Genomic DNA, 20,949 nt, shown 5'->3' on the forward strand with positions numbered 1-20,949 from the left:
AATTATGACAGTCCTCTATTAGCAACTTTTACAGTTCTCCCTGATTTTTTGATGAATACTTATAAGGGCATGTTTAATTGTGATTCGAGAATACCTGAAAGAAATATTATGCACTACTGTTTATTAGACCAAATTCCTGACAATACGCAAGAGTAGTCATAGGTATCTCGAATATTCTGAGAGGGTACTTTAGGTGTAGCCTTTGGTATATATGAATTATTTGGTAACTTTCTTTGGTCACTATTTCGATGGCTATTTATCGAGTCTTTAGAAAAATAAAAATTAGCTCTCAACATCTATGCTTCTCTTTAGAAACCTTTCGGCTGGTTAGATAGATGAAAAATGAATAAATCTTAAATAAAAGCAGGAGTATTTATTGACTTTTTAGTCGGCCATATGTTCCTATCGCAAAGGATGGATAAATAAGAAGTTTAAGAATTAGTTCTAAAAGGAAGTCAATGAAAAAGCATAGTATCTTACTCTCTGGGCTACTTGGATTGGTAGTTTCTCTTGGGGCTTTAAACGTTTTTGCTGAAGCTGATCCTGAAGAGGGTAAAGAGCAATCAGATGAACAGTTAAGTGAATGCTTTGCTGCTACTTTATGGCAAGTATCTGGAAGGTCATTAAACAATGGGGAAGTTCCAGAAAAAACTGTAAAAGTACCCGAGGGGTGGAAAGTTGTAGGGGGAGGTATTGGTGGAGCAAGAGGTGAAGCTCTTATGATTCTTTGCCGATAATACTCATTCGTATAATCCCAATTTTATTAATGGGTGAATGCTTCGGCTGATCTGTGTCAGCATGCACACGTATGCTGACGATTAACTGCCTCATAGAGCAGATAAGATAAAGTCCATATCTGTATCATGAAGTTACAATCATGCTGGTTTATATGGCTAATTTAACTGTTAAGGATTATCAGATGTCAGAAGGATACCAGCGAGTAAAGTTATCTATCAAAAAGTATATAGTGATTTTTTGTGTATTTGCTCTTGGTTTTGTTATTTCCAGTTTTTTAAATGCCAGAGCTCAATTACTGGAGGATATGAGTAAATATAATAGAGAAGCAATATTTATTGATAGGCTATTAAAAATTTACAGCAATACCTGTGACAAATTTGAGTATGGCCAGTATTATGCTTTTCAAGAACATGCCTTAACGAGATATGAGTTTATTATATCTAACAATAGTGGTTTCCCATATTATTTGGATCCGAATACTTTAACGTTCCACTATGATGCAAGTATTTACTATCGTGAAAGCTGGGTTTCAACCAAAAAGCAAATAGAAGGCTGTCAATCTATGCCCCATTAATTAATACATGGGTAAACCACCGCCTCTGGCGGTGAGACTTGACAAGGCTCTGCCGTTCCGGCGTGCAGAGTAAAAATATGGCCTCCATGAACCGGCAAGTTCTTTAAGGAGGCCATATGCGAGATTGGCAGTGCCAAGCTCACGTGAAACATTATTGCAGGTACCATGTGGTATTTGTGCCCAAGTATCGAAAGAAAGCGTTAGTTGGGGCATTGAGACGTGAGATTGGAGCAATATTCCGAGACTTGTGTCGTCAAAAAGGCATTGAGTTGGTCGAGGGGTACGCAATGAGGGATCACATTCATATGTTGTTAATGATTCCTCCCAGGTTAAGTGTTTCCAATACGGTTGGGTTTCTGAAAGGGAAATCTGCGATCCGGATATTTCGGAAGTACAAGCATGTACAGAGAAATTTCACAGGAAGACGTTTTTGGGCTCGGGGCTACTGCGTGAGTACAGTAGGGCTTGATGAGCAGATGATTCGAGAGTACATCAAGAATCAAGAGGTTGAAGAACGCCGGCAAGAGCAGATGCAATTGGCGGGATTGTAACAAGCCCCCTCTGGGGGCTTTCACCATACCACCCGCTATGCGGGTGGTTGCTGATTCAGGGGCTTATTGTATCCCTCTTTGGAACTTGTACTTGAGATAATACTATCTAGAACGGTAGCCCTTTAATGGGCATCAATGCTGAGTTCTTTGTCCTTATTTACAGGGTATATGTAGGTATAATGGCGTTCTAAATAAGGTTGAGAGTTTTAGGGCTCATCTACGTCATTAAGAGACGTGATGGAAGATAAATCTCCTATCTCTACTTCTGCTATTTTCGGTTTCAAATATAGGTTGATCAGTATGTTCATAGTATCCCTTACCTACATAAAGCCCCTTGAAGAAGTGAATAAGTTTATTCCAGAACATCTTGAATTCTTGAATGAATACTACGAGCTAGGATACTTCCAGCTATCCGGTCGTAAAGAGCCTCGCACAGGTGGGGTAATTCTGGTGACCATAGGTAGCCGGTCCGCGTTAGAGAAGGTACTTAAACAAGATCCATTCTATCGTGAAGGATTGGCCAATTATGAAGTGACACAAATAATACCGACTAAATCCTCACCAGAGTTAGAGTTTCTGATTGAAACCTAGTCAAAAAATTAAGAAAGGTAATAGTTTTTCGATCGTAAATACTTTTGAGCTGTAGTGGCTTATGTGAACATAATTGCGGGGGTAAGCAATATAAGGAGTCAGAAAATATGTAGTTGAGAGGCGAGCAATAAATTACCCGCCTGTGAGTACGTAGAGTCACTATAAGACCCTAACTCGCTAGATAGATCTCAACCTAGAGGAGTTGACAGCGAGGAGGTGAGGATTTCTTTGTGCTTTATCCGTATGCCCCTAATCATGGCTGTTCAGTAGACTTTGTCGAGCAAATCATGAACCTTATGGATAATGGACTAGCGCCAGCCATATCCATATCTTCGCATATTTAGTTGATCTCTGAGGGCAGGATTGCGGATACGAGTGGAAGGATATTCAAAACCCTCATTTTTTCCCCAAGGTGAATCTTACTGTTCTCAAAAAAAGTGGTACACAAATGCAAGATAGGTTGTGCTGATGCGTAGTTGAAATGATCCAAAGTCACTTTGCCTACGATTGTACGGATGAAGAGCAGTCTTAGAGGGGGGTACATTGGTACCAATTTCTTCTCTCAAGGGTATCTCCAAGTCTTCGAAACTTTTACTGAAAGTACTCGGATAACCTTTTCTTTATAGCTTTTATATCCCTCCTAAAAATTACCTTGGCGTGAATTTTGCTCAGCAAAAATGAATGAATATTGAAATAGCTACGTATAGAGGAATACTGGATGGTTTCTGTAAGCGACGAAAGAAGTTATGCCAGCGATGGCGTTAAGTACTTCTCTGATGTCTTTTTACGCCTGTTTTTTCCAGTTACTGTTGGTGTTTTCACATTCATAAAAGATGTAAGTGATAGCATTTAGTCCCGTGACTAGAATGTACCTAAAGGATGTCGCCTGCTTGTTCATAGAAGCTTTAGTGATCCTTGTGAGAGGGTGCCTGCTGGGCCTATCAGCTGTTATGGGCAGCTTTAAACGAGACTATTGAGGCGAACGTAATGGCACGTAATTAATTAAAAAATGACGAATAAGGAGCGCTACGATAGGATTCTGCGTCCATTTTGACGTGCGCTGACAATTGAATGGCGACTTTTGACTCAGAATGAACGGGGTGTGACTCAGAGAGGCCGATCTAATAAAGGGTTTTGATTCTCTGAGCTGCCAAAATTTAACGAAGTAATTGTCTCAGTTTCCACCCAAGCTAGGGAAGCGACTGGTTCACAGAATGCCAAGAAAATAATCACTATGCATCCATCAACCCAACGATCCTTTTGGCAAGTTCAGCGTGATGTAATTTACGCATTGTTGGTGCGCGAGATGAAAACTCGCTTTGGTAAGTGGCGACTGGGGTATGCTTGGATGCTTCTCGAGCCGGTGCTGCATATTATGGTCTTGGTAGCAGTATTTAGTTTCCTGAAAGATGCATTTTATCCAGGTGTTCCAACTCCCCTATTTATGCTTGGAGGGATCGCGCCTTTCCTATTTTTTACATACTGCTTTCAAAAGGGGTTAACGGCGGTAGAGTCAAATAGAGGGTTGTTTAATTATCGCCAGCTTAGGCCATTTGATGCTGTACTTACTCGAGTGCTTCTAGAGTTTGTTATCTACTTGGGAACAATTATTGCACTTTTGGGTATATTTGCTTGGTTTGGCGTTTCAACTCGATTTAATGACTTTTTACTTCTAGTGGTAGTAAATGTTTTCTTTTTTTGTTTTGGCTTAGGTTTAAGTCTGGCTCTTTGTATCGTAGGGGTGAAATTTCCCGAAATTGCAAAGTTTTCTCCGATGCTTGTACGACCTCTTTACTTTATGTCTGGAGTGTTCTTTTCTCTAGAGCAGGTCCCCAAGGAATATCATATATATTTAGAGTGGAATCCAATATTACATGTGATTGAATTAACCCGAGAAGGGCTATTCGAAAATTATCATGGGATGTTTGGGGATTTGACATATTTAATTGGCGCTTCAATTACAATGCTGGCTTTTGGGCTCTTGTGCTATCGGGCCAATTGGCGTGATTTGGTAAGAAGTCAATGATTCAATTAGAAAATCTCACTAAATCTTTCCGGACTCCACATGGAAGAAAAGTGCTGTTTAAGGATGTAAATGCAAATTTTCCAGAAGGAAAAAATATAGGAATTCTGGGGCGAAATGGAGCTGGAAAAACAACCCTACTGCGGATTATAGGGGGGATTGATTATCCGGACTACGGACGAGTTATCACTGATCAGAGGATTTCATGGCCAATGGGATTGGCTGGAGGATTCCAGGGTAGTATGACCGGCCGTGAGAATGTTGCTTTTATCTGTGGGATTCATGGTATTTGGGGGAGTGAACAGCGGAGGTTGATGGATAGAGTTCAGGGCTTTGCAGAGATAGGAAACTACTTTGATATGCCAGTAAAAAGCTATTCATCAGGAATGCGTTCACGAGTAGCCTTTGGTTTAAGTATAGCCGTTGATTTTGATATCTATTTAGTGGATGAGGTAATGTCAGTTGGCGATGCTCAATTCAAAAAAAAATGTGAAGAAGTCATTGCTGAAAAGCGTAAAAACTCTTCTTTTATTATTGTGGCACATGCCATGTCGATGCTGAAAAAGAACTGTGATGTAGGTATTTACCTTGATTCTGGTGGTCTCAGCATCTTTGACACTGTTGATGAAGCTATTGAACTTTATAGAGGTGAAAAAGCAGATGATAAGCCTGAGCCAAAAAGTGGTTTCGTCAAACCGGCAGTAAGCGCCTAAGAGTCATTTATGGAAGCTAAAGAGTTAATTATCGACCAAGAGAAACAGGGTCTAGATAAAAAAAAGGAGGAGACCAAAATCTTTTCTAAAAAAATATACCATGGCTTTTCAAAACTACTAAGAAGTAAAGGGAATGCAGCTGGAGGGGGCATTCTAAAAATGCTCTATCAATCTAAAGGTATTTCGCTACTTGTGGTATTACCAATTCTTTTAATGAGTGGATATTATCTTTTTGGTGTGTCTGAGCGTTATGTGAGCAGTGCCCAGTTAATTGTAAAAGATAGTGTTTCTTCACAGGCAGCATCGCCTGCATTGGGATTCTTGATACCTGGTATGTCGGCAGACAATCAAGATGCCTTTTTAGTAGTCAATTATATTCAATCATTGGATATGGCTCTATATTTGAATGAAGCCTTACAGCTGGCAGATTATTATAAAAGTTCCAGTCACGATGTCATCTCGAGACTGGCTTCAGATGCCACCCAGGAAGACTATTTAGAATACTATCGTGATCACATAGGTGTTGGCCACGATGAAGCTACTGGAATCATCACGATAGAGATGCAGGCCTTTGATCCTAAATTTGCTAAAAGTCTGGTCGAAACAGTTATTCAAAAGTCAGAAGATTTCGTTAATGGAATCAGTAATCAGCTTGCAGATAAGCAGGTAGCTTTTGTAAAAAATGAAGTTGACTTGGCTCAAGCTAAATTGCGTAGCACTAAGCAAGAGATACTCGATTTCCAAAATAATCATAAAGTGGTTAGTCCAGAAGAACTTACTAAAGGTATAAGTACTATTATTCAGGGGTTGGAGGCGCGGTTAGCTGAACAACGGGCTAACCTGACGGCTGCAAAATCTTACTTGAATATTGATTCCTCCCAAGTGGTATCTATGCAAGCCGATATAGATGCGCTTGAAAATCAAATTGAAGTAGAAAGGGTACGTTTGGTGGGCATAGATGAAGATGGAGGCGATCAGCGGCTTAATTTTCTTGCTGCAGATTTTCAGAATCTTGAGCTCGATCTGCAATTTGCAACTGACGCCTATGCTGCCTCCTTAAAAGCACTAGAAACTGCCCGTATGGAGGCTTCTGGGAAACTCAAACACTTGATGGTAGTAACTCAGCCATCTTTGGCAGAAAAAGCTGAGTATCCACATAAACTCTATAATCTAGCCAGTCTTGGGATTATTCTTTTGATGATATATGGAATAGGGAAAATGCTGGTTGTGACTATTCGAGATCATAGAATGTAATGCCTGATAAGGTAAGTAAAACCCACAGTGTCGGTGAGTATTTTTAACTAGCTGATTTGGTAAATATTAATTCACAAAGAAAAGCAAATGATTACTGAAAAAATAAAACGCTTCAGTTTTGGGTTGGGACTGTTGGTTTCACTATCCAGTATTCAGGCTGGAGCACTGGAAACGCAATTGATTGATGAGGTTGCCTCAACAGAAATGCCTAAGACAGGTATACCCGTTTTTGGGGAGTCACTGTTTCAGGGAGCGTTTAAAGATCAGCCATTTAGTGGATTTAATCCCGACTATAGAATATCGATTGGCGACCAGGTTAATCTACAACTTTGGGGTGCCTATAGCTTCAGCGCGACATTACCGGTTGATCCGAAAGGTAATATTTTTGTTCCCGAGGTTGGTCCAGTCCATGTTGCTGGAGTGAAGAATGGCGCATTGAATGACTTTGTGTTGCGCCACGTAAAACGAGTATTTAAGAATAATGTGCAAGCTTATGCCAATTTAGAGGCGAGCCAGCCGGTTAAAGTCTTTGTAACGGGCTTTGTTGAGAACCCTGGTCTGTATAACGGCTTTAGCTCAGACTCGATCCTTTACTATTTAGATAGTGCTGGAGGTATCGATGAGCAAAGTGGCAGCTTTGTTGATATCAAAGTAATGCGCCAGGGAGAGGAAATACAAAAGGTAAACCTGTATAGCTTCTTGGTCGATGGAATTATGCCTGCTTTACAACTTCGCAATGGCGACGTGGTAGTCGTTGGTGCTCGCAATGGTTCGGTAACAGTTGAAGGAGCTGTTCAGCAAGCCGCACAGATGGAATTTACTGGACCATACACTCAACTGGGTGAAATGCTCCTCGTAACGAAGCCTGATCCGCAGGCAAACTTTGCACGAATTACTCAGGTAATTGATGGTCTCCAGCAAGCAGACTATATGCCCCTTGCAAATGCTATGACTACACGCCTTTATCCGGGAGCTCATATAGAGTTAGTGCGAGATAACGATATTGAGTCAATTTCAATCAGGGTCTCTGGTGAATTAGATGGGCCTGCAACTTATGTACTGCCCTATGGTGCAACTCTTGATGAATTACTGAGTCAGTTAAATTTTCGTGATAATGCAGACAGAAACTCCATACAGCTGTATAGAAAGAGTGTCGCTGATCGGCAGAGAGCTGCTCTTGATCGTTCTTTAGATGCGCTTCAGATGGAGGTTCTAACTCGTCAGCCCAACACTGACCTGGAAAAATCTGCGCAAAAAGATAGTGCCATGATGATTCAGAGCTTTATCGAGCAAGCGCGAAAGGCTGAACCCAGAGGCCAGGTTGTTATTGCGAACAATCCAAATGCAGCAGAAATGCTGCTTGAAGATGGTGATGAGCTGATTGTGCCTTTGAAGTCATCAACTGTGTCAATCGTGGGAGAGGTAATTTTCCCAACTTCCTTGGTCTACAGCAAGAAGCGGACTCTGGAAGACTACATAGAGTTGGCCGGCGGGTTTGCTAATAACGCAAATCGTAAAGAGCTGGTTATTCTACATCTCGATGGAACGATTAACCGTATAGAAGATGGTGATTTTGATAATCGTTTAGGGGATAGATTGCGCCCCGGAGATGAAATTATGATTATGCCAAAAATTCACTCCAGTGAATTACAAGTAACCAAAGATGTAACAGAAATACTCTACCGTATAGCTGTCGGAACCGCTGCAGTTCTATCTTTCTAACTTGGTACCAATAGGTTGTAAACTTTTTTAAGATTGGCTCTCATATTGCACGATATAAATCGGTATGGTTAGTTTCCTTACAGGCTGTTATAAGCTGTAAGTCTTATATCATACCGATTTTAAGTGTTGTATGTAATTATTCACTCCGAATTTGTCATTCTAAAGTTTGATGTCTTTCCAGGATTATCAGGTCTGCTAATCCTGTTTTTTCACGGCAACTCTTAATGCTTGATGTGACTATTAAATGAATATTGATTCAATGGTGGGGGAAATGCTTGTGAAGGGGTCTTCTGATCGGAAAGGAATAATTTTGGCTGGAGGTTCCGGCACACGCTTATATCCTTTAACAAAAGGTGTAGGGAAACAGTTAATGGCTGTTTATGACAAGCCTATGATCTACTATCCATTAACGACCCTTATGTTAGCAGGCATTAGAGATATCCTTATTATCACAACACCAGAAGAGCAGTACCTTTACCAGCGCCTGCTGGAAGATGGTGCACAGTGGGGGCTAAATATCTCCTATGCGGTTCAGCCCTCACCTGATGGTTTGGCCCAAGCATTCGTAATTGGTCGTGATCATGTAGGTGACAGTAATAGTGCACTGGTTCTGGGCGATAATATTTTTTACGCACATAACTTTAGCCGACTTCTTCAGCAGGCTGATAAACGAGACAATGGCGCTACTGTCTTTGGTTATCATGTTGCTGACCCTAAAGCGTACGGTGTAGTGGAGTTCGATACTGAAGGAAAAGCGGTAAGTTTGGAGGAGAAGCCCGAAGCACCCAAGTCAAACTATGCTGTAACGGGGTTGTATTTCTATGACAGCCAAGTCTGTGATATTGCTAAAGAAATCAAACCCAGTGCTCGTGGAGAGCTGGAAATCACCGATATCAATAAGGTTTATTTAGAGCAGGGGCAGCTAGACGTTGAGCACCTTGGTCGAGGTAGTGCCTGGTTGGATACAGGTACCCATGACAACCTTTTGGATGCAGCGCAATTTGTTCAGACAATAGAGCGTCGACAAGGACAGAAGATAGCCTGTCCTGAAGAAGTCGCTTATCGCAAAGGCTTTATTAGTGCTGAAGAACTGGAAGCTCAAATACAGCCTCTTATGAAAAGTGGGTACGGTAAATACTTAATGCAATTGCTAATTGAAAATGGCGAAATATTATCTTTAAGCGAACGCCGGTACGCTTCAAATATTTAAGTAATTGATTACATATATTGGTTATTTGAATTTTAACCAGGGTATCGTCTAGGGATGGACGGATCCATTACTTACAGTTTAAAGCTTGAGCTTGATAGAGCTTGGTCTTGGCGGTTGTAGGCATTTAGACGTTATGAATATTATTGAAACAGATATACCCGACGTAAAAATCATCGAGCCAAAGATATTTGGTGATGAAAGAGGATTTTTCTTTGAGTCATTTCGTGATGATGTATTTTTGGACAAATGTGAAAATAGAGCATTTGTACAAGATAATCATAGTAAATCATCAAGGGGTATATTACGTGGACTGCATTATCAAACAGAGCAAACTCAAGGTAAACTTGTGCGAGTGGTACAAGGAGAGGTCTTTGATGTTGCTGTAGACCTACGCAAAAGTTCATCAACTTTCGGCAGCTGGGTTGGTGTTTATTTGTCAGCTGAGAACAAACGACAACTATGGGTGCCAGAAGGATTCGCACACGGTTTTTATGTTACAAGTGATTCGGCTGAATTTGTATATAAATGCACAGATTATTATGCACCAGACTATGAGCAGTCGATATTATGGAATGATCCGGACCTAAATATAAGCTGGCCGATCGAAGATGGGCGTCCCCCACTACTCTCAAGGAAAGATGCTGAAGGCAGGCATTTCCGGGATGCCGACTACTTTGCATAACAAACAATAACAGTATATTTCTGAAATTGAAGTTAAGCCTTTATATAAGGTCTCCTCGTAATTAATAAATTAATTGCATTTTCAATGCTGCGATATAAGTCATGCGTATCATTATTATATGCAATCGGTTGGTGTATCTATGAAAATTTTAGTAACTGGCAAAAACGGTCAGCTTGGACGTGAACTTCATCGTTTATGTCCTGTGGAGCATAAGCTGATTGGCTTATCTCGCGAGGAGCTTGATATTACTGATCGGTCCGCCGTTGAATCGGTAGTAGAGAAGCATCGCCCAAATCTAATTATTAATGCGGCAGCTTATACGGCTGTAGATAAAGCTGAAAAAGAGCAAGATCTAGCTTTCGCTGTTAATACAATTGGCGCATCAAACCTGGCTGAGGTATGTAAGAACCTTAGTGTTAGACTTATCCACATATCTACTGATTTCGTTTTTGATGGGAAAAAGTCATCCCCTTATTTGATAACAAATAAGTTGAATCCATTGGGGGTTTATGGTGCTAGTAAAGCGGAAGCTGAAGTTGCCGTTCAGAATGTACTACCAGAAGCGGTAATAGTACGTACTGCTTGGGTTTATTCTGCCCATGGTAATAACTTTGTTAGTACGATGCTTCGACTAATGTCTGACAGGAAGATATTAGGTGTGGTTGCAGATCAGATAGGCACACCAACATGGACTGGAACTCTTGCTAAGATTCTATTCATATTAGCCGAGCAAAAGAGTGTAAAAGGTATCTTTCATTGCACCGATCTGGGAGTGGCAAGTTGGTATGATTTTGCAGTAGCAATATTCGAAGAAAGTAAGAAATTTGGCCTTATTCCTTCAGATAAAGAGCTTTCCATTGATGCAATTAAAACTGAAGACTATCCAACACCGGCTGAAAGGCCTCCATATAGTGTCTTAGATAAAAGCCGATTGATACATGAGCTAGAAGTTGAACTGCCACATTGGCGGGAGTCTCTGAGACAAGCACTATCCCTAAAATCTCAATAGTACAAATCGAGTTTAAATAAATCGTAGCTAATTTTTTGGTATGAAGATGAAACACTTGCTGGTAACCGGTGGCGCAGGCTTTATAGGAGCCAATTTTGTTCACTACTGGATGAAAACCCATCCACAAGACGTAGTAGTAGTTCTGGATGCACTCACCTATGCTGGTAATTTTGCAAACTTAGATTCAATTAGTGATCGGCCCACTTTCAAGTTTTATCAGGGTGATATTTCTGATACGCAATTGGTCGAAAATATACTTAGAGAGCATCAGATTGATACTTTGGTACATTTTGCAGCTGAGAGCCATGTGGACCGTTCGATAAGTGGGCCTGATGCTTTTATCCAGACAAATATTATCGGCACTCATAGCTTACTGAAGGCGGTAAAAAAAGTATGGCTGGATGAAGGGCTCCATCGAGAAACTCACCGTTTCCACCATGTATCAACTGATGAAGTGTATGGCACCCTTGAAGCAGAAGATCCTGCATTTAGTGAAACGAGCCAATACGCTCCAAATAGCCCGTACTCTGCCAGCAAGGCTGCCTCTGATCATCTAGTTCGAGCCTATCACCATACTTATGGACTGCAGGTAACAACCAGTAATTGCTCCAATAATTATGGCCCGTATCATTTTCCAGAGAAATTGATTCCGCTGGTGATCACAAATATTTTGCTCAATCAACCATTACCTATATATGGAGATGGAAAACAGATTCGCGATTGGCTTTATGTCGAAGATCACGCTAGGGGCATTGAGCAGGTGATACAAAAAGGGCAACTTGGAGAGTGCTATAACATCGGTGGCATTAATGAATGGGCAAACATCGATATTGTTAAACTCATCTGTGACTTGATGAATCGTGAGTTTGCTGAAAACACTGCGCTAGCCACTAAGTACCCTCAAGCGCTATCTGTTATCAAAGGTAATGCGCAAGAGTTAATTACTTTTGTCCAGGATAGAGCAGGCCATGACCGCCGCTATGCCATTGACCCAAAGAAATCCAATAATGAACTTGGTTATCAACCCCTGGAGAGTTTTGAGACAGGCATTTACAAGACCTTGCAATGGTATTTGAACAATGATTGTTGGTGGAGAGCGGTAATGGATGGCAGTTACCGTAAATGGATTGCACAACAATATAGTACCGCTGAATAAGGATGGAATGAGATAATGGGAATTAAGATACTAGAGCGTTTAAAAGCGGCAACAACTAAGCCCGCTAAGAATTTCCCGGAAATAGCTCAGGTTTGGGTTGATATATGCGGTGTTATTGGTGGCAAGCATTTATTAATACAAGGTTGGGCTTTTCATCCCGTCCATAATGCACTGGATTTTCACCTTGAATATATTGATAGCGATGAAGATTTTGAAGGGCCAAATATTGGTGAACTTAATTACTCAACGCTTCGCACAACTCGCTTAGATGTAAATCGACATTTTGGCTTTGAAGGTAGCGCCCGTTGGGGGTATAGCCTGTTGGTGGACTGGCCTTATGATCACCCAGTGAACGAAAAATCCCTGTGTTTATCTGTTGCTGCTAAAGACACTCAATCTAAGAGCGTTGAGTTAAATGCTTTTGTTGAATTAAGTGGTGAATCCCTATTTGGCCATTGTATGACTTGGCGTACGGATGAAAAGGCACAACTACTTGACTTGATGTTCGAAAGGATGGGTAACAGTGTATTTGAAATCCCAGGATTGCGTAAACTTGATGAAAACCAGCTTAAATCTAAAGTTAACTCCCACTGGGATAACATTTTAGCAGTCCCGGGTCACGGTTTATTCCTATCAGGCTGGCTTTTAGACGGACAAAATGATATGGCGAGTCTGGTTTTGCGCACTACCGATGGTAGTTATAGCGAAAACTTACTTAAAGAGTCTGCTCGCTATACTCGTCAGGATGTTCTGGAAGCTTTTCCTGGAAAAGCAAGTCCAACTTATAAGGCTGGATTCTTTGCTTGGATACCTATGCCACATTTAATTGAGCAAGCTAAGTTAGAACTTCTTTTTGTCACTAAAGATGGTGCTTTAGGCACTATTTCAGTACAGCAATCCAATGTGCGAGAAGATATCATTTTAGCTAGCCAACAGGTGTTAGTGAATTTTAATGTTACCGGAAGAGATTATCAGGTAAATATGCGTCAACATATCGGCCCAGCATTATCTGCATTTTGGTCGAATCGACGTGATCTTCTAGACGAACCTCGAGTTGAAGTACTGCAGTTTGGTACAGAGGTTCGCAATCCTAAACGTAGTGTCATTGTTCCGCTTTATGGCCGCTATGATTTTCTTCTACACCAGATTGCACAGTTTATTAATGATGAAGATTTTAATGAAACTGAATTAATCTACGTCCTGGATGACCCCAGACTTTACGATGAGTTTATCCCATTCTGTTATGACACCAGTATGTTGTTTCCTATTAGCTTTAAGGTGGTCTATGGGGGCAGAAATCTGGGCTATGCAGGTGCCAATAACCTGGGCGTCAAGTATGCAACCGCAGATAAACTAGTACTGCTTAACTCAGATATTATTCCAAGTAGTAGTGGTTGGCTTTCTCGAATTGAAAGAAAATCATCGGGCTTGGAAGATGTTGGCGTTGTTGCACCAAAGCTGGTATTTGATGATGGCACCATACAGCATGTGGGTATGAGTTTTTCCAAGAGCGTCCAGTTTGGTAACTTATGGTTGAACGAACACCCAGGTAAGGGTAATCCGGAATGGTTGGTGGATATTGATTCTGTGATGGAATCACCGGCAGTTACCGGTGCTTGTATGTTTATTAGCAAAGCGTTATATGATTCTGCGGATGGTTTGGATGAGACTTATGTACTCGGGGATTTTGAAGATTCTGATCTCTGCTTAAAATTACGCGAAGCAGGTTACCGTCATTATGTTCTTGCCGATGAAAAGCTCTACCACCTAGAGCGGATGTCACAAAATTTGTTCGAAAATAGAGACTGGAAATTTAAAATCACCCTTTATAACGCCTGGCAACATACCGAGCGCTGGGGAAGCCTGATTGAACAGCTGGTTCGTTAAGGAATTATCAATGACTGAACACAGAATACTGATTGTTTCCCACGGTCACCCGGATCACAGCAAGGGTGGTGCAGAAGTGGCCGCCTACAATCTGTTTAAGGAATACGAACGACAGGGCTTGGACACTGTTTTTTTGGCACGTACCGACCAGCCTTCCCATGGAGGATCTGCTTTCTCCACTATTAATTCGAACAAAGAGATTCTATTCCATACTCATATGTCCGATTTTTTTCTGTTTCAATCGGGTTGTAAAAAGCATGTTTGGCAGGAATTTCGTGCATTATTAAAGCGCTACAAACCAACTGTAGTACATTTTCATCATTATATTCATATGGGGTTGGAATTGATCCGTGAGGTAAGAAATACCTTACCGGATGCACGTCTTGTTGTAACACTGCACGAATATTTAGCTATCTGTGCTAATAATGGCCAAATGGTTAAGCCTGGAAAACAGATGAAGCTTTGTTATAAGTCATCTCCCACTGACTGTGCACATTGTTTCCCCGATCGCTCTGCAGCGGACTTCTTCCTGCGGGAGAAGTATATCAAATCCATTTTTAACTTGGTGGATATGTTCGTCTCACCCAGTCATTTTCTCATTGAGCGCTATAAAGTCTGGGGGATCCCCGAAGAGAAAATGGTAATGATCGAAAATGGCCAGCCGGAGATTGAAACGCCTGCATCTCGCCCCTTAGCAGAAGGAGAAGGACGCGGCCGTTTCGCTTTCTTTGGTCAGATCAATCCTTTTAAAGGTGTAGATGTATTACTGGAGGCCTTTAAACTGTTGCCCGAAGATCTCCAAGAGAAGGTTCACTTGGATATTCACGGAGCTAATTTACAAGGACAGACGGAAGAGTTTCAGGAGAAAATTCTTAGGTTGTTAGAGGATCTGGGCGATTTGGTTACCTTGCATGGATCCTATGAGTCCCATGAAATAGGTCGCTTAATGGAGCAAGCCGACTGGGTGATTATTCCATCGGTATGGTGGGAGAACTCACCGATGGTTATTCAGGAGGCCTTTAACCATGGCCGTCCTTTGATCGGTAGTGATATCGGCGGCATGGTTGAAAAAATTTCCGATAATATAAGTGGATATCATTTCCGTAACGGGAGTAGTAATTCTCTGAAACAGGCAATACTGAAGGCCTGTGGAGAGGGTAGTAGCTGGAACCTGATCGCAAGTAATATTCCGAAACCTCTAACTATTAGTGAATGCGCAGATAAACATATGGGTATTTATCATGGCTAAACTATATCTGCATGTCGGAATGCCTAAGACGGGCACCAGTTATATTCAAGCCTATATGAACCTGAATGTAAAAAGGCTAAAAGCTGATCAGGATGTTGATGTTATATCGGGGCTGGATCCACATATTATTGCATGTGAGCATATTGGGGATGCTCGCTTACGAAAGCGCGAAGATATTAACGGATTGCTGCAGGAAAAAAAGTTATCTGAAATATCCAAAAAACTGACTAAATTTAGCACAGGCTCTGTAGCTATCTGTTCATCTGAGTATTTTACGCTCTCCGATAAGAAGTCAGTTTTGAGTTACTTCTCTTCCTATTTTGATGAAGTAGAGGTTATCTATACCGTTCGTAGACAAGACAAGTTACTGGCTTCAGGATTTAACCAGGATGTAAAAGCTTTAGGTAGAACTTCTAATCTTGTTTGGTCAAAAAAAGATAGCCTTCTGGATTATTATGCCAACTGTCAGGAATGGATAGATCTTGGAGCGAAAGTATCGATCATTAATTTTGATCAGGTGCGAAGTTCAAACCAAAAGATAGAGGAACAGTTCTTTGAGGTCTGTGGTATATCTGGAAATTTATCAGGTTACGCTATTCCAGATTCAAAAGGAGCAAATTACTCCCTGAAAAAGAGAGAGGTCCTTTTAAAGCTGGCTCTTAATCGGAGAGGCGTGTCTGCGCCAGAGCTGCTGGAAGAGTTTATCTCCTTTAACAATCAGGATGTTGAGTTTGTACTTCCCAAATATTATGCAAGGGTATTGATGGGGTATTACTCTGAGTCAAATAGGAAGTTTGCTGATAAATTCTGTATCGGAACTGATATGAGTGAATTTATAGTTTCTGAACCCCTGGTAAATGGTATAAATGGATTTGAGTGGAATCCATTGTCCGAATCTGAATGTCTAGTCGATTTCTTTATTCAAAAGTTAATTCCTTAGGTGCTGTATGAAAAGAATAGCATTTGTTGGTGCTAACCCAAATGGGTCATCATTTAATAAAAATACAAAAGAAGCTTTTTTAAATTCCGGGAATAACACGGGAAATTATGCATTTTGGAATGCAGTAGATCGACAGATTTTAGGTGATAAGAAGTATATCGAAGGTTGGAATTTCGATCCCAAGAAAATTCAAAGTGAGTTTGATCTAATTGTTCTTCCTGCGTCAAATTTTATACATCCTGATCGGGATATGGGAAGTTTGGCAGACAAGCTAGAAAAAGCCAACCTCCCAGTCTTAGTGGTTGGCCTAGGGGCGCAAGCGACTCACAAGAATGAGGGGGTTAAGTTTAAGGAAGGGACTATTAGGTTTGCTAAAGTTTTGAGTGACTTAGCTACGAAAATCGCTGTTCGAGGAGAGTATACGGCTACACTCCTTGAGTCATTTGGGGTTAATAATGTAGAGGTTGTAGGGTGCCCATCAAATTTTACAAATTTAGATCCTGAGTTGGGTTTAAAGAGTGAGAGTTCTTTAAGAGCATTAAGGAATATGCCAGAGGAAAAATTAAGTATTTTGGTGAATATTGATGCGCACAGGAAAAAATTTAAAAAAGTTTTTGATGGATTTCATTTATCAATAAAGAAAAACTATTTCGAGGTTGTATGCCAGAATCCCCTTGAATTAGTTTCTTTGGCACGTGGAGACGCATATGATGAGGGAAATCATCATATGCTTCATCAGGCTGACTTATGGTGCCCTGGTGAGTCAAGAGATGTATTCGAGCGCTTTGTTAAAGAACGGTTTGTTACTTTTTTTAATGCAGAGGCCTGGATGGAATATGCTCGAAAGTTTGATTTGTCAGTTGGTACACGATTACATGGAAATATGCTTGCTTTCCAAAGTTATGTTCCATCATTGTTTGTTTCCCATGATACGAGAACAAGTGAGCTTGCAGATATTATGATGCTGCCAACTTGCTCTTGGGATATGTTTGTAGCTGGAGGTGTTGCAGACATGGTAGATAGTTGTAAATTTGATGGGGCGGCTTATGACAAGAATCGAAAAGCTCTGATAAAAAGATATCTTGCTGTTTTAGCTGCTTATGATATTTCAGTTTGCAATAAACTTACTGAGTTTGTGAATTAAAAAATTGGGGTTACTTTTGTGAAGTGGAGCTATGTTGGTCCAGGTTATGGGAAAAAATTTTTCCCGAATGATATTAATAAATATAAATCACAGTTTAGTGGTAATACTGGAAATTTAATTTACTACTTTGCTACGCAGTGTGTTATTGATTTTTCAGGTAGGCCGATGAGTGTTGGCACTGATACGTCGATTTTTAATCGTGAGGGTGCTGGTATTGTGCTTTCACTTGCAAATCAACTCGGGTTTCATACTGATTTGTCAAAAAGAGGGCTGTCACTTTGTAATTTGAATGTTCCTGTGATTGGTTTGGGATTGGGGGCGCAAGTAAAAACCAAAACAGATGACATTAGTTTCATACCAGAAGGAACAATCTCTTGGCTTAGAGATTTTTTCGAACGCAGAAAGGGGGCAGCAATAACACTGCGAGGGGATTACACTTTAAGTTTGATGGAAAAACTGGGGTTTTCTAACAACGTGGTATCAATAGGATGCCAAACTAATTTCATATCCTCCGATAAGAGATTAGGGGAAAATATCTATAAGAAAATATGTGGAAATGAACTGGAGAGAATAAACATAGCTGCGGGTAGTCCATTCAATAAAGAGCTAAGAAGTCTAGAGGCATCTTTGCTAAGGATGGCCGTGCAATCAGGTGGTGATTATATTGTTCAGCATCCTGAGAGTTTTATATCGCTGGCGGCAAATTTTTCCGATGATGATTTTGAAAAATCCTTTGAGAAGATATTCCCTGCTTTTTCATCTTATGGATTTTCTGAAGCAGAATTTAGGGGCGCAGTTAGAAAAAATTTTAGACTATATAATGATGCTGTAAATTGGATGTTGTCTCACAGATCTACGGATGTCGTTGTTGGTACTAGAATCCACGGTGTTCAGTCTGCAATACAATCTGGTGTTCCTGCTATTTGTTTGTATATTGATTCTAGGACACATGAGCTTTGTGAAAAAATGAAAATCCCCCATGTATCAGCGAGTTCTTTCGAGGCTGGTATAAGCAAATCTCAGATTGAGTCAATTCTTAAAGATTGGGATTTTGAAGAATTTGATAGGAATAGGCTAGAGCTTGCGAAAAAAATGGAAAAATTTCTTGATGATAATAGTGTTCCATTAGGGCGTTCTCTAAAAGCCTTGGTGGATTAGAAAATAGAGTAGAAATTTTAAAAGGATTTTTATTCTTTATATTAATTGTTTGTAGATACACTGCGATTTTAAATGAAAGCAATTTTACCTGTTGCCGGCTTGGGAACCCGTATGCTGCCTATCGTCGATAAACCGTTTATTCGGTATGTGGTCAATGAGGCGGTTGCCGCAGGGATAAAACAATTGTGCTGGTTACCCATTCCAGTAAGAACTCTATTGAGTGGGATGATGATTATAGATATATTTCTCAAGGCGCAGAAAAAATCAGCTTATAAGGTTGTTGTTAAGTGATAAGTTGTGATTTATTTTTTTTGAGGGATAGTTATATTTATGATTTTCCCTCTATTGCTGTACATGAGCTTTTAATTTACTTCTTCAGTTGTGGTTGAAAGGTTTGTGGTTAAGAGCTTTTTTAGACTGGCGGATACTGCTTGGGATGCTTTAGTGAAACCTATTATTTTTGTGCATATCCCAAAAACAGCTGGCACAAGCTTCAGGAAAGGTGCTGATACTTATTTTGGAAGGTCAAAAATTTGTCAGGATTATGGCAGGGTTTCGCCTTTGACAAGTCCCCTTATTAAAAAATGGGCTTCTGGGGAGATGGATGGTTGGAGTTTTTATCAGGACTTTAACAGGCAAGGATATCAATTTTTGACTGGTCATTTTCATGCGTCAAAATACATTGATATATTTGATGCTGGACAGATGATAACTTTTTTGCGCGATCCCGTTAATAGAATTGTTTCTGAGTATAATCATAAAGTTCGGCATCAAGGTTATAAAGATAGTTTTGAGAGTTTTTACCGCTCTCGTGAAAATATTAACAGACAGCTCCGTCTTGTCGGTCAGGGTAATTGGTCTCAACTTGGCTTTATAGGGCTTGTTGAATCATTTGAGGATTCTCTGCTCCTGCTTAACAAAAAGTTTGGTATTAATATTCCAATTTTGCGTCAAAACATTACTTCTAATGAGGTTGTTCATTCGAGAGGGCTCACGAATGAACAACTATCTGAATTGCGAACCTTGAATGCAAAGGAATATGAATTTTATAACTGCGCTCGTACACAATTTGACTGGCGACTTCATTTAGCTCGAAACGGCGCATGCTTTACACGAGGTGCCGCTACAGCTTTGGAAAGCGGGTATTTGAAGGGGTGGGCGATGCCTGAGGGAGGGACTGAAGCGGCGCTGCTTAGAGTTAAACATAATGGCGAAGTTGTAGCCGAGACAAAAGCAAGTGAATACAATCCTATCTACAAGGCACGAGGGCTGGGCAGGAGGGGGTTTATTGGCTTCTCCTTTGATTTAACTGATATCAAGGATTTATCCTCTATAGAGGTTGTTGTGGCCAGAACGGGCCAACCCCTGCCAATTTTATCATCTCTTACAAGGCTTTCTTAGTATGTATGCCTCACGATTTTGGAACCGGGGTACCTTACAAGGTGTTGACGGGGGTGGTTCTGTCCGGTGAATTGTATCATGGGGCATTTCTCCACCTTTACTCGGTATAATTCATCCAAGATGTGTGATTTAGTAATGTAAGCTACTTTTTCCTGATTGCTCTGTTTCATCCTCTTGATAGTGTATGTTATGTAGTTTGATGAAAGTTATAGTCCTTGGTTAGCGGTGTAAATAGCTAAAAGCAAGACCCAAATTCTGTATTACTTTACTGTTTCGATTTGGATCAAATACAGGCAGCTCGACGTTAAGAAGCACTTTGGATGAATAAGCTTTTAAAGATTTTTTTAGTATGAAAGTATCTCAAATTGGGTTCAATAAGTGCGGTACAACCAGTGTAAATCATTTTTTCTTACGTAATGGCTATGAATCTGTCCACTGGGATCATGGGAGCTTGGCTTTACGACTTGAGGACAACTACTTACATGGGAAGCCTCTATTAAGTGGATATAAAAATTTCGATTTCTATAGTGATATGGAGTTTGTCTCAAGTCGGTGCCTGTATGCTTTCGAAAAGTACTATCATGAGTTGGATCGACAGTACCCCGATTCTCTTTTTATTTTAAATACACGCCCTGTAGAGAAATGGGTTGAGAGTCGGCTTAATCACGGTAATGGTAGTTATTTACACAGATTTGAGAAGATCTATTCATGCGATCGAGAAACTGTTATACGGCGCTGGAAATATGAGTGGCATAGGCATCATTCAAATGTGCTTCAGTATTTTTATGGTCGGAAAAATTTTCTTCTTTTTGATATAGAAAAGGATGATGGGCGCAAACTAAAAGAGTTTATTGGTTGTTCAAGGTTGCAGGCTTCTTTTTATAAACATGCCCACAAAACAGCTTGCTAATTAGTCTTTTGGAAAGTTGAGCTTTCATCTTTTTGAT

Annotated in this window: 20 protein-coding genes; all 20 read left to right on the forward strand. The window is 40.5% G+C overall.

Annotated features, from left to right (window positions below; genetic code table 11):
* Positions 1–458 precede the first annotated feature (458 nt).
* Complete coding sequence (locus ACJJIM_RS01615) at positions 459–737, forward strand: hypothetical protein (protein ID WP_413664505.1); 279 nt, start codon at positions 459–461, stop codon at positions 735–737.
* A 182-nt stretch (positions 738–919) separates the two neighbouring features.
* Positions 920–1,312, forward strand: coding sequence for a hypothetical protein (locus ACJJIM_RS01620; protein ID WP_413664506.1), 393 nt, complete (start codon positions 920–922; stop codon positions 1,310–1,312).
* Between the two features lie 116 nt (positions 1,313–1,428).
* The gene (tnpA, locus tag ACJJIM_RS01625; protein WP_413662175.1) at positions 1,429–1,863 is read left to right on the forward strand and encodes an IS200/IS605 family transposase; all 435 of its coding nucleotides are present in this window, start codon (positions 1,429–1,431) and stop codon (positions 1,861–1,863) included.
* A gap of 237 nt (positions 1,864–2,100) precedes the next feature.
* On the forward strand, positions 2,101–2,454 hold the full coding sequence (locus ACJJIM_RS01630; protein WP_413664507.1) for a YciI family protein: 354 nt from the start codon (positions 2,101–2,103) through the stop codon (positions 2,452–2,454).
* A 1,234-nt stretch (positions 2,455–3,688) separates the two neighbouring features.
* On the forward strand, positions 3,689–4,480 hold the full coding sequence (locus tag ACJJIM_RS01635) for an ABC transporter permease (protein WP_444912177.1): 792 nt from the start codon (positions 3,689–3,691) through the stop codon (positions 4,478–4,480).
* Positions 4,477–5,190, forward strand: a complete 714-nt coding sequence (locus ACJJIM_RS01640; protein ID WP_413664509.1) for an ABC transporter ATP-binding protein — start codon at positions 4,477–4,479, stop codon at positions 5,188–5,190. The genes ACJJIM_RS01635 and ACJJIM_RS01640 overlap by 4 nt, the downstream gene beginning before the upstream one ends.
* A 9-nt stretch (positions 5,191–5,199) precedes the next feature.
* The gene (locus ACJJIM_RS01645; RefSeq protein WP_413664510.1) at positions 5,200–6,444 is read left to right on the forward strand and encodes a hypothetical protein; all 1,245 of its coding nucleotides are present in this window, start codon (positions 5,200–5,202) and stop codon (positions 6,442–6,444) included.
* An 87-nt stretch (positions 6,445–6,531) separates the two neighbouring features.
* A complete protein-coding gene (locus ACJJIM_RS01650) occupies positions 6,532–8,166 on the forward strand; it encodes a polysaccharide biosynthesis/export family protein (protein WP_413664511.1) in 1,635 nt (544 codons plus the stop codon).
* Between the two features lie 271 nt (positions 8,167–8,437).
* On the forward strand, positions 8,438–9,376 hold the full coding sequence (gene rfbA, locus ACJJIM_RS01655) for a glucose-1-phosphate thymidylyltransferase RfbA (RefSeq protein WP_444913382.1): 939 nt from the start codon (positions 8,438–8,440) through the stop codon (positions 9,374–9,376).
* A gap of 133 nt (positions 9,377–9,509) precedes the next feature.
* The gene (gene rfbC, locus ACJJIM_RS01660) at positions 9,510–10,058 is read left to right on the forward strand and encodes a dTDP-4-dehydrorhamnose 3,5-epimerase (protein WP_444912178.1); all 549 of its coding nucleotides are present in this window, start codon (positions 9,510–9,512) and stop codon (positions 10,056–10,058) included.
* A 139-nt stretch (positions 10,059–10,197) separates the two neighbouring features.
* Positions 10,198–11,067: a dTDP-4-dehydrorhamnose reductase gene (rfbD, locus tag ACJJIM_RS01665; protein ID WP_444912179.1), complete on the forward strand. Its 870-nt coding sequence runs from the start codon at positions 10,198–10,200 to the stop codon at positions 11,065–11,067.
* Between the two features lie 46 nt (positions 11,068–11,113).
* The gene (gene rfbB, locus ACJJIM_RS01670) at positions 11,114–12,223 is read left to right on the forward strand and encodes a dTDP-glucose 4,6-dehydratase (protein ID WP_444912180.1); all 1,110 of its coding nucleotides are present in this window, start codon (positions 11,114–11,116) and stop codon (positions 12,221–12,223) included.
* A gap of 15 nt (positions 12,224–12,238) precedes the next feature.
* Positions 12,239–14,110 (forward strand): glycosyltransferase family 2 protein, encoded by a 1,872-nt coding sequence (locus ACJJIM_RS01675; protein WP_444912181.1) that lies wholly within the window; start codon positions 12,239–12,241, stop codon positions 14,108–14,110.
* 10 nt (positions 14,111–14,120) lie between these two features.
* Positions 14,121–15,359 carry a glycosyltransferase family 4 protein gene (locus tag ACJJIM_RS01680; protein WP_444912182.1) on the forward strand — a complete coding sequence of 413 codons (1,239 nt, stop codon included), beginning with the start codon at positions 14,121–14,123 and terminating at the stop codon, positions 15,357–15,359.
* Complete coding sequence (locus ACJJIM_RS01685) at positions 15,352–16,299, forward strand: hypothetical protein (protein ID WP_413664518.1); 948 nt, start codon at positions 15,352–15,354, stop codon at positions 16,297–16,299. The genes ACJJIM_RS01680 and ACJJIM_RS01685 overlap by 8 nt, the downstream gene beginning before the upstream one ends.
* A gap of 7 nt (positions 16,300–16,306) precedes the next feature.
* On the forward strand, positions 16,307–17,443 hold the full coding sequence (locus ACJJIM_RS01690) for a polysaccharide pyruvyl transferase family protein (protein WP_444912183.1): 1,137 nt from the start codon (positions 16,307–16,309) through the stop codon (positions 17,441–17,443).
* Positions 17,444–17,461: 18 nt separating this feature from the next.
* A complete protein-coding gene (locus tag ACJJIM_RS01695) occupies positions 17,462–18,601 on the forward strand; it encodes a polysaccharide pyruvyl transferase family protein (protein ID WP_413664520.1) in 1,140 nt (379 codons plus the stop codon).
* Positions 18,602–18,673: 72 nt separating this feature from the next.
* Positions 18,674–18,892 (forward strand): hypothetical protein, encoded by a 219-nt coding sequence (locus ACJJIM_RS01700; protein ID WP_444912184.1) that lies wholly within the window; start codon positions 18,674–18,676, stop codon positions 18,890–18,892.
* Positions 18,893–19,045: 153 nt separating this feature from the next.
* The gene (locus ACJJIM_RS01705; RefSeq protein WP_444912185.1) at positions 19,046–20,002 is read left to right on the forward strand and encodes a sulfotransferase family 2 domain-containing protein; all 957 of its coding nucleotides are present in this window, start codon (positions 19,046–19,048) and stop codon (positions 20,000–20,002) included.
* Positions 20,003–20,351: 349 nt separating this feature from the next.
* Positions 20,352–20,912 carry a sulfotransferase gene (locus tag ACJJIM_RS01710; RefSeq protein ID WP_444912186.1) on the forward strand — a complete coding sequence of 187 codons (561 nt, stop codon included), beginning with the start codon at positions 20,352–20,354 and terminating at the stop codon, positions 20,910–20,912.
* Positions 20,913–20,949: the final 37 nt, after the last annotated feature.

Source organism: Microbulbifer maximicatervae (SeqCode) (assembly GCF_052467615.1).

Bases quoted from the DNA above. Each gene is read 5' to 3' on its own strand.
- ACJJIM_RS01615 (WP_413664505.1), top strand. From the start codon at position 459: ATGAAAAAGCATAGTATCTTACTCTCTGGGCTACTTGGATTGGTAGTT.
- ACJJIM_RS01620 (WP_413664506.1), top strand. From the start codon at position 920: ATGTCAGAAGGATACCAGCGAGTAAAGTTATCTATCAAAAAGTATATA.
- tnpA (WP_413662175.1), top strand. From the start codon at position 1,429: ATGCGAGATTGGCAGTGCCAAGCTCACGTGAAACATTATTGCAGGTAC.
- ACJJIM_RS01630 (WP_413664507.1), top strand. From the start codon at position 2,101: ATGGAAGATAAATCTCCTATCTCTACTTCTGCTATTTTCGGTTTCAAA.
- ACJJIM_RS01635 (WP_444912177.1), top strand. From the start codon at position 3,689: ATGCATCCATCAACCCAACGATCCTTTTGGCAAGTTCAGCGTGATGTA.
- ACJJIM_RS01640 (WP_413664509.1), top strand. From the start codon at position 4,477: ATGATTCAATTAGAAAATCTCACTAAATCTTTCCGGACTCCACATGGA.
- ACJJIM_RS01645 (WP_413664510.1), top strand. From the start codon at position 5,200: ATGGAAGCTAAAGAGTTAATTATCGACCAAGAGAAACAGGGTCTAGAT.
- ACJJIM_RS01650 (WP_413664511.1), top strand. From the start codon at position 6,532: ATGATTACTGAAAAAATAAAACGCTTCAGTTTTGGGTTGGGACTGTTG.
- rfbA (WP_444913382.1), top strand. From the start codon at position 8,438: ATGCTTGTGAAGGGGTCTTCTGATCGGAAAGGAATAATTTTGGCTGGA.
- rfbC (WP_444912178.1), top strand. From the start codon at position 9,510: ATGAATATTATTGAAACAGATATACCCGACGTAAAAATCATCGAGCCA.
- rfbD (WP_444912179.1), top strand. From the start codon at position 10,198: ATGAAAATTTTAGTAACTGGCAAAAACGGTCAGCTTGGACGTGAACTT.
- rfbB (WP_444912180.1), top strand. From the start codon at position 11,114: ATGAAACACTTGCTGGTAACCGGTGGCGCAGGCTTTATAGGAGCCAAT.
- ACJJIM_RS01675 (WP_444912181.1), top strand. From the start codon at position 12,239: ATGGGAATTAAGATACTAGAGCGTTTAAAAGCGGCAACAACTAAGCCC.
- ACJJIM_RS01680 (WP_444912182.1), top strand. From the start codon at position 14,121: ATGACTGAACACAGAATACTGATTGTTTCCCACGGTCACCCGGATCAC.
- ACJJIM_RS01685 (WP_413664518.1), top strand. From the start codon at position 15,352: ATGGCTAAACTATATCTGCATGTCGGAATGCCTAAGACGGGCACCAGT.
- ACJJIM_RS01690 (WP_444912183.1), top strand. From the start codon at position 16,307: ATGAAAAGAATAGCATTTGTTGGTGCTAACCCAAATGGGTCATCATTT.
- ACJJIM_RS01700 (WP_444912184.1), top strand. From the start codon at position 18,674: ATGAAAGCAATTTTACCTGTTGCCGGCTTGGGAACCCGTATGCTGCCT.
- ACJJIM_RS01710 (WP_444912186.1), top strand. From the start codon at position 20,352: ATGAAAGTATCTCAAATTGGGTTCAATAAGTGCGGTACAACCAGTGTA.